This is a genomic window from Pedobacter yulinensis (genome assembly GCF_003029735.1).
In the GTDB taxonomy this organism is placed as follows: domain Bacteria; phylum Bacteroidota; class Bacteroidia; order Sphingobacteriales; family Sphingobacteriaceae; genus Pedobacter; species Pedobacter yulinensis.
The window spans coordinates 720,037-735,234 of sequence record NZ_KZ686268.1 but is presented as its reverse complement, the minus strand read 5'-3'; the positions used below and the strand labels follow the sequence as shown (position 1 = coordinate 735,234).

The 15,198-nt window shown below is 50.4% G+C and carries 9 protein-coding genes; 7 read left to right on the top strand and 2 right to left on the bottom strand.

Features of this window, described 5'->3' with window-relative positions; genetic code table 11:
- Window positions 1–31: 31 nt before the first annotated feature.
- Window positions 32–2,554 (bottom strand): glycoside hydrolase family 9 protein, encoded by a 2,523-nt coding sequence (locus tag C7T94_RS03225; protein ID WP_107213581.1) that lies wholly within the window; start codon window positions 2,552–2,554, stop codon window positions 32–34.
- A 127-nt stretch (window positions 2,555–2,681) separates the two neighbouring features.
- Here C7T94_RS03225 and C7T94_RS03220 point away from each other — a divergent pair, with 127 nt between their 5' ends.
- The 5 genes from C7T94_RS03220 (at window position 2,682) to C7T94_RS03200 (ending at window position 10,045) form a co-directional block, all read left to right on the top strand.
- Window positions 2,682–3,290, top strand: a complete 609-nt coding sequence (locus C7T94_RS03220) for a TetR/AcrR family transcriptional regulator (RefSeq protein WP_107213579.1) — start codon at window positions 2,682–2,684, stop codon at window positions 3,288–3,290.
- The gene (locus C7T94_RS03215) at window positions 3,287–4,603 is read left to right on the top strand and encodes a TolC family protein (RefSeq protein ID WP_107213577.1); all 1,317 of its coding nucleotides are present in this window, start codon (window positions 3,287–3,289) and stop codon (window positions 4,601–4,603) included. Before C7T94_RS03220 ends, C7T94_RS03215 begins: the two co-directional genes overlap by 4 nt.
- Window positions 4,604–4,617: 14 nt before the next feature.
- Entirely contained in the window at window positions 4,618–5,658 is a 1,041-nt protein-coding gene (locus tag C7T94_RS03210) for an HlyD family secretion protein (protein WP_107213574.1), read from the top strand.
- A gap of 3 nt (window positions 5,659–5,661) precedes the next feature.
- Complete coding sequence (locus C7T94_RS03205; protein ID WP_107213572.1) at window positions 5,662–7,209, top strand: DHA2 family efflux MFS transporter permease subunit; 1,548 nt, start codon at window positions 5,662–5,664, stop codon at window positions 7,207–7,209.
- A 247-nt stretch (window positions 7,210–7,456) separates the two neighbouring features.
- Window positions 7,457–10,045 (top strand): phosphoenolpyruvate carboxylase, encoded by a 2,589-nt coding sequence (locus C7T94_RS03200; RefSeq protein ID WP_107213570.1) that lies wholly within the window; start codon window positions 7,457–7,459, stop codon window positions 10,043–10,045.
- A 68-nt stretch (window positions 10,046–10,113) separates the two neighbouring features.
- Here C7T94_RS03200 and C7T94_RS03195 read toward each other — a convergent pair whose 3' ends face one another.
- Entirely contained in the window at window positions 10,114–11,298 is a 1,185-nt protein-coding gene (locus C7T94_RS03195; RefSeq protein ID WP_107213568.1) for an aldose epimerase family protein, read from the bottom strand.
- A gap of 229 nt (window positions 11,299–11,527) precedes the next feature.
- Here C7T94_RS03195 and C7T94_RS03190 point away from each other — a divergent pair, with 229 nt between their 5' ends.
- Window positions 11,528–14,305 (top strand): outer membrane beta-barrel family protein, encoded by a 2,778-nt coding sequence (locus C7T94_RS03190; protein WP_107213566.1) that lies wholly within the window; start codon window positions 11,528–11,530, stop codon window positions 14,303–14,305.
- Between the two features lies 1 nt (window position 14,306).
- Entirely contained in the window at window positions 14,307–15,101 is a 795-nt protein-coding gene (locus tag C7T94_RS03185; protein WP_107213564.1) for a GLPGLI family protein, read from the top strand.
- Window positions 15,102–15,198 lie beyond the last annotated feature (97 nt).

The following is a 15,198-nucleotide window of genomic DNA, read 5'->3' as shown; positions in this document are numbered from 1 at the left end:
TTCGTCTTGTATTTGCCTGCAAATGTAAAAATTATTTGTCAGAAACGCTGGCCTCATTTTTAAGTCCCGGCAATTCGTCGATCCGCACAAATTCATAGCCTGCCTCCTGCAAATACTGCAGCAATGGTGCTACACGACCATAAAATTTCTCGGTGCGGCGCGCATCTGTACCCAGGTGCAGGAGCAGCATGAAACCATTAAGGCCGTCGGGCGCTCTTTGGGCGACCGCTTTGATCGAGGCCTCAATTTCATCATTAGCCAGGTAGGTCGTGCCTGGTGCAGGCCAGGTGTAGTCTGCATTTGACCGAGTGCCGGGGCTGAAATTGACTAGCTGCAGTCCTGCCTGACTCGTCCATCGGCTGATCTCCTCATTGTACCACTCGTAAGGAGGCAGGAAATACGGCGCATGTTTCCTGTCAATCCCGAAGGTACGCATGGCAGCGTAATTGGCGTCAAGGTCATCCAGAAAGGTCTGCCTGGTAAGCAGCGTGCTGTCGCGCTTGTTCCAGTCACAATACAGAAGGTGCTGGTCAGAATGGGCACCAAGATAGTGCCCGTCCTGTTTCATTTGCCTGATTAAACCCCTAAATTCCGGATTGCGGTAAAAATTTCCGGTCAGGAAGAACGAGGCCTGTACCCTGCTGCTTCGCAGTGCGGGAAGTATGACCGGCGCACCGTCGGCATACTGATCGGCGGTAAAGACCAGTGCAATCTTTTTCTGACTGCGGTCGCCGCGGATAATAGCCCCTGCATGCCTGGTTGCAGCCGCTGGCTTTGCCGGCGAACCGGTCTCCTGTGAGGCCAGCAGGTAGATCAGCGAGGCTGTACCGTCCATGGTCGGCTCATTGGTACTGTAGTCGCCGTAATCATCGTGGTACACCGCCATGTCACTTTGAAAAGCGGCGTAACTGTCTTCATGTGTCAGCGCAATGCCGATCAGGTTTTTGTAAATGCTGGTATAAACCGGGCCGTCTACCAGTCCGCCATCAACCGGGTAATTTTTAAGGTGCGTAAAAGCCGAATGCGGGTCGACAGGAGTGTCTCCCCATTGCGGCAGGCCAAACACCATGCTCGTTCCCCAGGGGTTGCAGCCCAGCAGCCAGTCAATGTTGGCCTGCTCAAGTTCTGCAAACTGGTGGTCGGCGCTGAGCTGCCGGTACCACATACATTGCATGGCAAAAGCCACTGTCAGGTTATTGCTGCACCAGATAAAAGGTACGCCGCGAAAAAAAGCGTTTCCTTTTGCCCGGCTCCAGACGGCGTCGATACCACTGCGGTAATAACCCAGGGGCTCCCTGCGGCCAGTGCTATCCAGGCGCTTTGCCAGTTCCCGGTGGCCCAGGTTCAGAAAAGGATAATACTGGTAATGGGCTGCCGTGTCGCGAAGCAGCCAGGGCGTTACGGGCTCATTTCCTGCATAGCCGCGGGAAACATCAAGATCGCGCCTGCCCCTGGCACGTAAAGCCGAGGCCAGTTCCATATCGTCCGTCCAGTTCTCTTCAGCATAGATGTAGGGCGATTTGACGGAAACGGTTTGCGTTACGCCGGGCTTACGTTCTGCGAAGGCATACGCGCTCGCAGAACGCTTGCTCAGCAAAGCCGCATAAGCCCGGTCAATCGCCTTGAATATGCCGGCGCCCAGGAAGAAAGCCGAAGACAGCTTGGCCGCTGTAGAACTTGTTCCGGTCGTGGCATTGAGCAGTTTTCCGCGCTGCTGCACCTCACCGTCTATAAAATAGACTGGGCGCTCAAAGCCCTTGCCATACTGGCTGTCCATTTTCGGAATGCGCATGCTGAGGTGGTCGCGGTCGTCGGCAACCTGGTTAAACATCAGTTTGCGCGATGGATGCATCTTGAGCAGCCAGTCCAGGCCCCATTTGGCTTCGTCGAGCACATCAGGCCTGCCGTTCGCACCCTCGAGTCCGTTGGCCTGTTTGGTATCGCCGAATGCCTGCGGAAAGTCCCGGTAGGCGAGCAGCAAGTGTGCCGCGGCGTTTGCCGAAGTGGTACTGTATTGAAGATAGTCACTTGCGTCGTGCCAGCCGCCTGTGGCGTCTACATGTGCACTGTCTTTCAGGCCTGCGCTGCGCGCGTACAGCGCAAAGCCATCCCGCGTATGGCAGCTGTCTTTCAAAAACGGGTTGAACCCGCAGCGTTGCTGGCGCATGTACCGCAGGCAGAAATCGGCACTTCCCCGGTAAACATCATCAGCAATGATGACCTCGGGAGATGTTGCACCCCCTGCACGAACCAGGTACCTGCCGGGCTTTTTCAGGCCACTGAAATCCAGGCGGGCAGTTTGACTAAAAGGCCCATATTTGCCAAAAGGCCGGGCCGTTGCGGCATATGCCACCTTGCCAGATCCCTTTTCAACGACCTCAAAATTGCGCGGAAACGATTCGCCTTTACCTACCCAAACGGCAACTTTTATACCAGCCGGCCGGTAACCAAGCAAGTTGATCCTGACCCAGCTGCTGTCTGTGCGGGCAGCTTCGGCACCGGGAAGGCATATGAAAAACGATATACAGGTGAGCAAAATTTGCAAGCATTTCATAAGCAGGGGTTGAGGCTTCTAAGATAAGCTTCATGAATTTATCACAGGACTGTCAAACAGCAAAAAAAACATTTTGTCTTAATCAATCGTTTGATTAGTTTTGCCCCCGTTTTAAACGAGATATCAGATGGATAAGCGAACCAGCATTCTCAGGGCTGCAGAAAAATTGTTTTGTGAATTGGGTTATGAGGGAACATCGACACGCAGCATCGCACGGGAAGCGGGCGCCAACATGGCCATGATCAATTATTATTTCGGGTCTAAGGAAGGTGTTTTTGTTGAGATCATGACTGAGCGCATCAAAGCTTTTGGCGCGCAGCTGACGGTCATTGACGAAGACCGGATTTCGCCTATGGAAAAGCTGAAGAAAGTGATTGAAGGTTACGCAGAACGCATTTTTTTAAACACTTCCTTCCACAAAATGATGCACCGCGAACTTTCGCTGGCGCAGCGGCCGGAAATGTATGAAAAAATAAAGGGGGCCATCAGCACCAACCTGGAGGTATTCGAGCACATTGTAACTGCCGGCATCGAAAGCGGAGATTTCAGGCCGGTCGATGTGCGCATGCTGATTGCCACCATTATGGGAACCATCAGCAACGTCGCTTCGTCTCCCGGAAAAGTGACCGGTAATACGCTCGATATCAGCAATCCGAAAGACCGGGATATTCTTAAAGAACGGCTCATTAACCACCTGAAAGAACTCGCGCAGACATTCTTAGAACCCAAAAAATGAAACATGTATTTTTCCGGGCCGTTTCCGGCCTGATGCTGTTCCCCGCATTGCTGTTTGGCCAGCAGATGCGGAGCCTGAACCTGCAGGAAGCGATTGCGCTGGGCATTCAGAACAGCAAAAACCTGAAGCTTTCTGAAAGCAAGATTGAAGAAGCCGTTACCAGGCTCAGATCGGTGAAAGACGACATGCTGCCGGCCGCCAAGGCGGCTTTTATGTACAACCATGCCGAAATTCCGACCAACCAGCTTAAAATAGGCGATGCAAACCCGCTTTACCTGCCCCGGCGCGCAGATGCCTTTGTCGGAACCGCGAGTGTGGAGGAGGTCATTTATGGCGGCGGCAGGCTGAAGTTTGCTGAAGAGTCTACCCGCCTGCTCACAGATGTTGCCCGCCTGGATGCAGACAAAAATCGCGAAGAAGTCAGTTATGCAGTCATTAATACCTATTACGCCCTTTACAAAGTGTTGCAGAGCAAAAAGGTGGTAGCGCAGAACCTGGAGTCCATAGCCGGCCAGCTTAAGCAGGCCCAGCGTTTCTTTGAACAGGGAATTGTAACCAAGAACGACGTGCTGCGTTTTCAGCTGCAGCAGGCCAACGTATCACTGACCGCACTGCAGATTGAAAGCAACCGAAAAGTGATCAATTATGACCTCGATGTGCTGTTGGGTATTCCTGAAAACACCGAAGTCAGTCTCCCTGAAACCGGGCTTGCCCTGCAGGCGGCAGCACCGCTCGATACGTACCTGGATATGGCCTTGACCAGCCGGCAGGAACTCAGGCAGCTTGACTTGCAGAACAAGGTAGCAGGTCTGAACGTCAGATCAGTGAAAGCAAATACATTACCGGCACTCGGTGTAGGCGCAAACCTCTACTATATCAATCCGAGCGGCAGTTTCATTCCGCCGGTACACCAGTTTATCGTACCCGTTACGCTCGGTGCCACGCTTTCCTGGAATATTGGCAGCCTGTGGACAAACCGGAATAAAGTTGCCGATGCGCAGATTCGCCAGCAGCGCACCCTGATCGAAAAAGATATCCTGACCGATGAGGTAAAGAAAGAGATCAATAAAAACTACCAGAATTACCAGGTTGCGGTAAATAAGATCCAGGTGCTCCGGGCCTCAATTGCGCAGGCCGAAGAGAATGACCGGTTGCTGGCATCGAAATACAAAAACAATGTAGCCTCTGCCATAGACCGGATCGATGCCGAGACCCTGCTTTACCAGGCGCGAATTGACCTGGAGCTGGCCAAAGCCGATGCAGGACTCGCTTATTACACCTTATTGAAATCAACCGGAAAAATAGCCCAATAAATCACCAGCATATCATGACAACTGAGAAGAAAAAAAAGAACAAGGTCGTTCCCATCATCCTGGGCGTACTCCTGATCATCGGTGCCGTCTTTGGCATCAAGGAATATATTTACTACAGCAAACATGTCGACACCGACGACGCACAGATTGACGGCGACATCAGTCCGGTGGTGGCACGCGTTGGTGGTTATGTGAAAGAGATCCGTTTTGAAGAAAACACCGCCGTAAAAGAAGGCCAGCTAATGGTGAAACTGGATGACAGCGATTATAAAGTTAAACTGGAGCTGGCCAGGGCCGGGCAGCAGGGCGCAACCGCAGGCGTAGACGTTACGCAGTCGCAGATCGCGGCAACCGCAGCTACGACCAGCACCGCACGTGCCAACATCGAAGCTGCCCGTGTAAAACTGAACCTTGCTGATAAAGATTACCAGCGTTATGCCAACCTGGTCAAGGACGGCTCTGTTACACAGCAGCAGTTTGACCAGGCCAAAGCGCAGCAGGAAAGCGCCCGTGCCGCTTATACAGCAGCTGTAGACCAATATAACGTGGCTGTTAAACAGGTCGGTGCCACGCGTTCGCAACTGGCTGTCAGCAATACCGGTGTAAGCCAGCGCCAGGCAGATGTTGATTTTGCGCAACTTCAACTCTCTTATACAGATATTGCCGCCCCGGCGTCGGGCATTGTTGGCAAGAAGACCATACAAAAAGGGCAATTGGTGCAGGCCGGACAGACCTTGTTCTCGATCGTCAGTACAAACAGCATTTATGTAACAGCCAATTTCAAAGAAACGCAGCTGGAACAGCTCAGGCCCGGGCTGCCGGTCGATGTGAATGTCGATGCCTATCCGGACCTGAAGGTAACTGGCGAAGTGTATAATTTTTCGCCGATTACTGGCGCCAAAGGTTCACTTCTTCCTCCGGATAACGCAACCGGCAACTTTGTTAAAGTTGTGCAGCGCGTGCCTGTAAAGATCAAACTGAAAGCATCGAAAGAAGTACTCAGCAAACTGCGCCCGGGCATGAGCGTAAAGGTGTCTGTGTCTGTTAAATCGTAGACAATGGCCGAACAAGGTTTAAAAAAATGGGTGATCACTTTTACGGTGATTACCGCATCGCTCCTGGAACTGATCGATACGACAATTGTCAACGTAGCGCTGCCGCAGATCCAGGGAAACCTGGGCGCGACGCTCGAGGATGTTGCCTGGTTATCTACAGGTTATGCGGTTGCCAACGTGATCGTTCTGCCCATGTCGGGCTGGCTTGGTTCGCGGTTTGGTCGTAAAAATTACTTCCTGGCCTCGATCATCATGTTTACGATCGCCTCTTTTCTGTGCGGAAATGCGACGACGCTCGAAGAGCTGATCTTGTTCCGCATTCTTCAGGGTGTTGCCGGCGGCGGTCTGATTTCGACTGCACAGGCCATTCTGCTTGAGACCTGGCCGCGCGAAGATGTCGGCATTGCAACGGCGCTCTTTGGTTTGGGCGCAGTTGTCGGGCCTACAGTTGGCCCCACCATTGGCGGCTATATCCTGGAAATCAGTTCCTGGCCATGGATCTTTTATGTCAACATCCCGGTAGGCATTCTGGCCGCGTACTGCACCTATGCCTTTGTCAGGTCCACGCCAAAAGAAGGCAAGGGCATGCCGGTAGACTGGTGGGGCATCCTCCTGCTGGCCGTAGCCATAGGCAGCCTGCAAACCGTACTGGAAAAAGGAGAAAGTGAAGACTGGTTTGCCGCACCTTATATTATCGTGTTGTCTGCCCTGTCTGTCATCGGCATCCTGTTGTTCATCTGGCGCGAGCTGAGTACCGACCACCCGGTCGTAAACTTCAAGATCATGCGTCACCGCAGTTTTTCGGTAGGTATGTTCACCTCTTTCGTGCTCGGGTTTGGGCTGTATGGTTCGGTATTCGTATTCCCGATTTTCTGTCAGAACCTGCTCGGCTTTTCGCCCCTTCAAACCGGCGAACTGCTGTTTCCGGGTGGCCTTTGTACCATTGCCATGATGCCGTTTATTGGCATTATGCTCAAGAAGGGGGTGCCGGCACAGTTTATGGCCACCCTGGGCATGCTGCTTTTCTTTGTTTTTTGTACCATGCTTAGCAATTCGACCCTGGCTTCGGGCACCGGCGATTTTTTTCTTCCGCTGGTGATCAGGGGTGTCGGCATGGCGCTGCTGTTTGTTCCGCTCACCACGCTGGCCATCCAGGACCTCAAGGGCGCCGAGGTTGGACAGGGCTCGGGACTGAACAACATGATGCGCCAATTGGGCGGCTCATTCGGTATTGCTTCGCTGACCACACTTATCCACGTGCGGCAGGGCTTTCACCGCAGCAACCTGCTGGTTCATGTAAATGAAAACAACCCGGCCTTTACCGACCGGTTCAATATGATGATCAAAGGTTTTATGGCCAAAGGGGCTTCATTATTTGACGCTAAGATGATGGCACTGAAGGCCATGGAAGGTACGGTAATTAAACAAACGCTCTTGCTGACCTATAATGACGCCTACTGGGTAGCAGGTCTGATCATGCTGCTGAGCATCCCATTGTTGTACCTGCAGAAATTCAAAAAGAACACAAATATTCCGGCAGATGTTCACTAAGAACAGTGCCATTAAACAAAATAGCCGCTACACGAATGCAGCGGCTATTTTATCCCAAAAAATTAACAATTAATACAATCAGCTCTTAGAGCTGCTTGTATGTAAACCTAGCGGCTATCGCTAGCCGAATAGATAGTCTAAGTTACGGATTTTCCATAAACTTTCAAAATAATTTTGCCGGCCCCAGTCCGGTAATGTCCTGATTTTTTGGTAGTATTACGGCCACAAATACCGAAACCAAAGAATAATGATGCCGAAATTCCGAACCGCCGGACAGCGAGAGTCCGTTTTTAACGCGGAGGTGATATCCAGATTCGAGTTGTACAACAGCTTGTTTCTGACCCTCCCCTTCTACAAAGTAAAAGATACAGGTACCCTGTTGCCCTTGTTTTTTAAGAGTTGCGAAGAAGGCGTGAAGGAAAAACAGCGGCCGGCAGAGATCATTGAAGGTTTTTTCGAAAAATACACGCCGGGAGCAGAAACGAAAGATATCCACGACCTTCTATTCAGGTTTATCCAATATATTGAGCGCCAGGTCGTTTTGTTTGATGCCGTTGAGGACGCTTCTTTCAGCAAACTGCATACGCCAGATGAGCAGACCTCGCTCAAAGCGCTGCTGCAGCGCAGTGCTGAACATCCGGCCCTGCACGAACGTTTCCAGAAACTGATCAACGACTTTTCGCTTCGCCTGGTGCTGACTGCCCACCCTACGCAGTTTTATCCGGGCACGGTGCTGGCCATTATTACCGACCTCACCGAAGCAATCAAAACGAACAACCTGACCGAGATCAACACCCTGCTTCAGCAGCTGGGAAAAACGCCTTTTTTCAATAAAAATGAAGTAACACCTGTGCATGAGGCACTCAGCCTGGCCTGGTACCTGGAAAACGTATTTTACTTTGCTGCTGCCAATATCCAGACAGAGACCGACCAGATCTTCAATGAGTTTAACCTGGAAAGCAACAAGATCGTCGAATTGGGCTTCTGGCCGGGCGGCGACCGCGACGGCAATCCGAACGTCCATGCGCGAACCACGATCGAGGTGGCACGCATGCTGCGGCAAATCCTGTTCAGGTGTTATTACCGCGATTTCAGGAACCTGAAACGCCGCATAACCTTCAGGGGCGTTGAAGATACGATCAACGTACTGCAGGAAGTTTTATACAACAACGCCTTTGACAATTCGATTGAGGGCGAGGATATTTCTGCATTCCTGCTCGAAAACCTGAATAAGATCCGGGAGACCCTGATCAACGACCATGGCGGGCTTTTCCTGGAGCCGGTCAACAACCTGATCCGGAAAGTGGACCTTTTTGGCTGTTACTTCGCTTCGCTGGATATCCGGCAGGACAGCCGGGTACTGCGCGATGTGCATGCCTTCTGCCGCCAGAACAAACCCATCAACTCGCTGTATCCGGCAAATTATGATGAACTGAGCGAAAGCGAGAAGATAGGCCTCATCTCTTTCAAGGAAGCACGCATCAACTTTGCAGAGCAGGGCGATGATCTCGTGCAAGATGCACTCCAAACGATAGAAGAAATCAGAAGCATTCAGAAAAATAATGGTGTGAATGCCTGCGACCGGTTCATTATCAGCAATTGCCAGCAGGCCAGCGACATTCTGCAGCTCATGGAACTATTCCTCTGGAATGGCTGGAGCCTGAGCAACCTGACCATGGATTTTGTGCCGCTGTTCGAAACCGTCAAAGACCTGGAAGTTGCGGCCGAAGTGATGGAGACGCTGTATACCCATCCCGTTTACCAAAAACACCTGGCTAGCCGGGGCAACAAGCAGGACATCATGCTCGGCTTTTCAGACAGCACAAAAGACGGCGGTTACCTGATGGCCAACTGGTCGATCTTTAAAGCGAAAACCGAACTGACAGCTGTATCTGCCCGGCACAACATTCAGCTTGCCTTTTTTGACGGCCGCGGCGGACCACCGGCACGCGGTGGCGGAAAAACACACCGCTTTTATGCGTCTATGGGCCGTGAAATTGCCAATAAAAACATCCAGCTTACCATACAGGGCCAGACCATCAGCTCGCAATATGGCTCGGTAGACAGTGCAGAGTTCAACATCGAACAGCTCATCAACGCCGGCATATCTTCGGGCATCAAGGAAAAACACAATGTTTTGTTAGACAAAGAGCACAGCGAAGTGGTCGCGGCCATGGCATCAGAAAGTTACGAAGCCTTTGTAGCCCTGCGCCAGCATCCACAGTTTTTGCCTTATCTTGAAAACTTTTCCCCGCTCCGGTTGCTTTCCAAGATCAACATCAGCAGCCGCCCCGTAAAACGCAACAAGGGGCGAGAGCTCAGGCTCGAGGACCTTCGGGCCATCAGTTTTGTTAACTCCTGGAGCCAGCTCAAGCAGAACATTCCCGGCTTTTATGGCATCGGCACCGCATTAAAAAATCGCGAAAACGCAGGCGAATGGGAAAAAGTATCCAGAACATACCAGGAGTCCGGATATTTCAAAACCATCATTGACAATTGCATGATGTCGATGAGTAAGGCTGATTTCAGCATTACAGCCCACCTGGCCGATGACAAAGAATTCGGGACCTTCTGGAAGCAGCTTTATGAGGAATATGAATTGTCGAAAGCCATGCTGCTGAAGTTATCCGGACTTGAAAGCCTGATGGCAAATTATCCGGTAGATAAAAAATCGATCGCCGTACGTGAGCGGATCGTGCTGCCGCTTGTACTTATTCAGCATTATGCTTTGGAAAAGATCAGGCAGGCACCTGCAGATTCGGTCGATGCGGTTTTCGAAAAACTTGCCGTCAGAACAGTTTATGGAATTGTGAATGCCGGCCGCAATACGGCCTGATATGATCAGCATAAACAAAAAGCCCGCACCGTAAAAACGATGCGGGCTTTCTCTTTGCCACGTTCCTGCTACTTGCTGAACGTATAAACTGAAGAGGTTTTATAGATTTCACCCGGCTTCAGAATGGTGTTCGGAAACGATGGCTGGTTTGGTGAATCGGGGAAGTGCTGCGTTTCCATGGCAAAGGCTGTCCGGTAATCGTCTTTAGAACCGTTTTTCATGGTGTTTTTACTTTGCATGAAGTTGCCGCTGTAAAACTGCAGACCCGGTTCCTCGGTATGGATTTCCATGACGATCCCGCTCAGGTTACCGGTTACCCGTGCCGCCAGACTCATTTTTTTGTCTTTTTTCAACACGAAATTGTGGTCATAGCCGCCGCCGTTCTTCAATTGCTCGTTGGTCACATTGATGCGGGAGCCGATCGCCGTTTCTTTTCTGAAATCGAAGGGTGTGCCTGCTACCGTTTCGATCTTTCCTGTTGGGATCAGACCCCCATCGACCGGTAAATAACCATCGGCATTGATCATAACTGTATGGTCCAGAATGGTACCGCTGCCTTCGCCGTTCAGGTTAAAAAAGGCATGATTGGTCAGGTTAACCGGAGTCGCCTTGTCGGTCGTAGCCTCGTAATCCATTTTAATGGCATTATCATCGGTCAGCGTGTAGGTAACTTTGGCCTGGAGATTTCCCGGAAAGCCCTCTTCGCCGTCTTTCGAAAGGTAGCGCAGTACCAGTGTTTTTTTGTCTGGCTGCTCAGCATCCCACACCACATACTGAAATCCTTTTTTACCTCCATGCAGGGCGTTTTCTCCATTATTGATCGGCACAGTATAGGTCTGCCCGTCGATGAGGAATTTGCCTTTTGCCAGGCGGTTTCCATAACGGCCAATGGTTGCACCGAAATAGGGTTCACTGGCTTTCTCATAATCGTCTACGCTGCTCATGCCGATGACGACATCGCGCAGGTTCCCATCTTTATCCGGCACCCACAGGCCCACAAGGCGACCGCCGTAATTGGTGAAGATGGCCTTCATCCCCTTCCCGTTTTCGAGGGTGTACATAGCGGTTTGCTTGCCGTGTAACGTCTTGCTGAACTGTGCAGGCTGCAGCCCGCTGCTGTCGGCCTCGCTGGTATCTGCCGTTGTTTGTTTTTTTGTTCCGCTCTGGCATCCGGTAAAGGCCAGAAGCAACAGACCGGCAAAACATGCCAGTCCGGAGGTTTTTCTCAGTTGCTCGAATGAGTTTCGGTTCATTGGGGTTTATATTATTAAGGTAATCTAATGTAGCAAAATTCAAACAAGGCGCCACTGTTCTTTCCTGATTTTTGATTATTGATCAACCCGCCGCATGTATCGGTATGTAACAATTGTTAAAAGATGTTATCGATTGTTAAATTTCCGTTACGCGATTGTTTTTCAGCCCGCTTTCACGTATCATTGCAAAAACTAATTTTTTAGTTTTATTGCTAAACAAACCGCTTTTATGAGAAAACTCTTCCCGTTGCTGGGCTTGCTGTTGCTTTTTTTTACAACCGCACAGGCACAGTCCCCCTACCAGATCAGGGGAAACGTGATCGACACCGCCTCCAGTGTGAAACTGGCCAACTCGTCGGTCAGCATTCTTCGCGCCAAAGACAGCACCCTGTACAAATTTACCCGCACGGCGGCCGATGGCAGTTTTGCCTTGCCGAACCTGCAGCAGGGAAAGTACATCCTGTTGGTAACATATCCTAAGTACGCGGATTACGTCGATTTTTTCCACCTCGACTCAGCGCGTAAAGAAATCGATTTTAAACGGATCAACATGACACTGAAAGCAAAACTGCTTGCAGATGTTATTATTAAAGGTTCGAATGCTATAACCATCAAAGGCGACACAACTGAGTTCAACGCGGCCAGTTTCAAAGTGGACGCGAATGCCAAGGTCGAAGACCTGATCAGACAATTTCCGGGCATACAGGTAGACAAGGACGGGAAGATCACGGCCCAGGGGCAAACGGTAAGTAAGGTGCTGGTAGACGGCGAGGAGTTTTTTGGTGATGACCCCACCCTGGTTACGAAAAACCTGCGTGCCGACATGGTAGACAAAGTGCAACTGTTCGACAAAACCAGCGACCAGGCCGCTTTTACAGGTATAGATGATGGCGAGAAAGCGAAAACACTCAATATCAAACTGAAAGAAGATAAAAAACAAGGCTATTTTGGCAAGTTGGATGGCGGCGCGGGAACCGGGGAGTTCTACCAGGCCCAAGGTATGTTCAACTACTTCAAGGGAAAAAAGAAGTTCTCGGCCTATGGCACGCTCGGCAACACCGGTAAAACCGGCCTTGGCTGGGAAGACAGTAACAAGTACAGCGGCGGTGCGGGCAACATGGAATTTACAGATGACGGCGGGATCATGATCTTCGGCGGCGGTGGCGACGATGAGCTGGAAGGCTGGGACGGCCGGTACGGCGGACAGGGCATTCCGCTGGCCAGAACCGGGGGCCTGCACTTTGACAACAAGTGGGACGAAGACAAACAGTCGATCAATGCCAATTATAAGCTTGGTTCGCTCAGTGTAAGAGGCAACCGAAACAACATTACCCAGAACAACCTGCCCGACCGGGTGCTGAATACAACGAGCGATGAAAATTTTGACAACCGTATTTTCAGGCAAAAGGCCGATGCGAAGTACACCCTTAAAATAGACTCGACCACCAGCCTGACCATCAATGCAGACGGGACGCTTAAAAATTCAGATTCAGAAAGCGACAATTTGTCGAGAAGCTACAATGGCAGTTCGCTGCTGAATGAGAACACCAGGAATCTCACAAGCTCAGCCGACGATAAACAATTCGGTGCTGCACTGCTTTTAACAAAACGCTTCAAAAAGAAAGGCCGTACCATGTCTGTAAACCTGACAGAACGCCTTTCACAGACTGAAACCAATGGCTTTTTGAATTCACATACCAGGTTTCATGATGAAGACGGTGTCAAAGACAGTACAATTAACCAAAACAAGATAGGCTCCATCAGATCGAACGTGTTCAACTCAAACATCACCTACACGGAACCGATTACCAAGTCTACAGCCCTGGTTTTAAATTACGGTCTGAACCTGAACAACGGCACTTCAGACCGGCGTTCCTACAACCAGGGAGAAGGCGGGGCATACAATGTGCTTGACAGTACCTTCAGTAACAACTTTGAATTGAACCAGGTGGCCAACCAGGTAGGGGCGAATATCAATTACAATAAAGGAAAAACCAACCTGAGTTTCGGCACCAGGGTAACCGATGTAAAGTTTGAACAAAGCGATCTCTTTACCGGCAAGGCGTATAACCGCAACTTTACCAACTGGAACCCTCAGGCCCGGTTTACCTATAAAATGTCTTCGCAAAAATCATTCAGGATCAGTTATAACGGCAACAATACTCAGCCAAGCATCAACCAGATTCAGCCGATCCGCGAAAACACCGATCCCCTTAACCAGGTGCTTGGCAACCCCGATCTGGAACCGTCTTTCACAAATTCCTTCAGCGGCAACTACAACTCATACAAGATCCTGGGTAATCAATACATCAACATTTATGGCGGGTATTCGTTTACCATCGATCCGATTGTGATGAATACCGTAACCGACCAAAGAGGAGCCAGCACCTTCCAGTCGTTTAACCTGAGCGGGGAAAACAACTCGAATTTTTACGGAGGCGGATATGTGGGTAAAAAAATCAAAAAAGTAGATCTGGACGTGGGCATGAACTTTTATTTAAATGGCAATACGTTTTACAACATGACCAACAATGCCCTGAATCGTACCAGGAATTACAGCTATTCCGGTAACCTGAGCTTTTCGCAATACAAGCCGAAAAAATACAATTTCCGCTTAGAAGCGGGCCCGCAGTACAATACCAGCGAATCATCACTGCAACCGGATGTTAACAACAATGGCTGGAGCGCAAACGGACAAGCATCGTTCAGGGTATACCTTCCGGGCAAAATCGAGATCGGCTCAGATGCAAATTACAACTACCGCGCCCGCACCCAGTCCTTCAATGAAGACTTTGAAAGGCTGCTGCTCAATGCAAGCCTGACCAAGAAATTTTTCAAGCAAGAAAACCTGGCCATTGTCCTTTCCGGGAACGACCTGCTAAACCAGAACATTGGTTTTGACCGGCGCGCAAGCAACAACCTGATTATCCAAAATAGTTACACCACCATTCGCCGGTACTTTCTGTTTTCGGTGATCTGGGATTTCAATAAAATGGGAGGCAAGTAAAATGACATACCTAAAAAAAATAGCGGCTATAGGCAGCATGATGCTACTGGCAGCAACACAGCTTCAGGCTCAAAATGCGCGATTTGTTTCTGAGGGGACGATTGAGTTCGAGAAAAAAGTAAACATGTATGCCAAGATCAAAGCCAGGATCAACAAAGACAATGAAAGCTTTATGCAACAGGCGTTTGACCAGTACAAACGTACACAGCCCCAGTTCAAGACATTCAAAACGAAGCTCAGTTTTTCGAAGGCGCAGAGCCTTTTCAGCCCGATCGCTTCAGACGATGATTCGAAAGGCAATGGTTTCTTTGGCGAGGACCCCAGCATCAACATGAAAAACCTGATCCTGACCGACTTCAATACAGGAACCAGTTCCTCGCTGAAAAAAATATTTGAAGAGCAATACCTTGTCAAGGACAGCATACGGAAGATCAACTGGAAAATAACAGACGAAACACGCCAGATTGCCGGCTATGATTGCCGGCGGGCAAATGCGCTGGTGATGGATTCTATATATGTTGTGGCATTTTACTGCGACCAGATCCCGGTGTCTGGGGGCCCCGAATCGTTTACCGGATTGCCGGGCATGATTCTCGGACTGGCCCTCCCGCATGACAATACCAGCTGGTTCGCTACGAAGGTTACAGACGCCGCCGTTGCCGAAAAGGACCTGGTGCTGACCCTACCCAAAAAGGTCAAGGCTGTAGACAACAAGGGCCTTAAAGCAGCCCTTGAATCGGGAATGAAAGACTGGGGCGAATACGGCAAGCCTATTGTCAAGGCAGCTCTCCTGTAAGAACACATATCAATTATATACGCGATCATGCAGCCCGAACGGGCTGCATTTTTTTTGCGTGTCAGGAAAATGAAAAGGTTGCCAACGTTTGAGAACC

What these genes read in the sequence shown, in the direction of transcription:
- C7T94_RS03210 (WP_107213574.1), top strand. Translation starts at nt 4,618, where the DNA reads ATGACAACTGAGAAGAAAAAAAAGAACAAGGTCGTTCCCATCATCCTG.
- C7T94_RS03185 (WP_107213564.1), top strand. Translation starts at nt 14,307, where the DNA reads ATGACATACCTAAAAAAAATAGCGGCTATAGGCAGCATGATGCTACTG.
- C7T94_RS03195 (WP_107213568.1), bottom strand. Translation starts at nt 11,298, where the DNA reads ATGAACCGAAACTCATTCGAGCAACTGAGAAAAACCTCCGGACTGGCA.
- C7T94_RS03225 (WP_107213581.1), bottom strand. Translation starts at nt 2,554, where the DNA reads ATGAAATGCTTGCAAATTTTGCTCACCTGTATATCGTTTTTCATATGC.
- C7T94_RS03190 (WP_107213566.1), top strand. Translation starts at nt 11,528, where the DNA reads ATGAGAAAACTCTTCCCGTTGCTGGGCTTGCTGTTGCTTTTTTTTACA.
- C7T94_RS03220 (WP_107213579.1), top strand. Translation starts at nt 2,682, where the DNA reads ATGGATAAGCGAACCAGCATTCTCAGGGCTGCAGAAAAATTGTTTTGT.
- C7T94_RS03200 (WP_107213570.1), top strand. Translation starts at nt 7,457, where the DNA reads ATGATGCCGAAATTCCGAACCGCCGGACAGCGAGAGTCCGTTTTTAAC.
- C7T94_RS03215 (WP_107213577.1), top strand. Translation starts at nt 3,287, where the DNA reads ATGAAACATGTATTTTTCCGGGCCGTTTCCGGCCTGATGCTGTTCCCC.
- C7T94_RS03205 (WP_107213572.1), top strand. Translation starts at nt 5,662, where the DNA reads ATGGCCGAACAAGGTTTAAAAAAATGGGTGATCACTTTTACGGTGATT.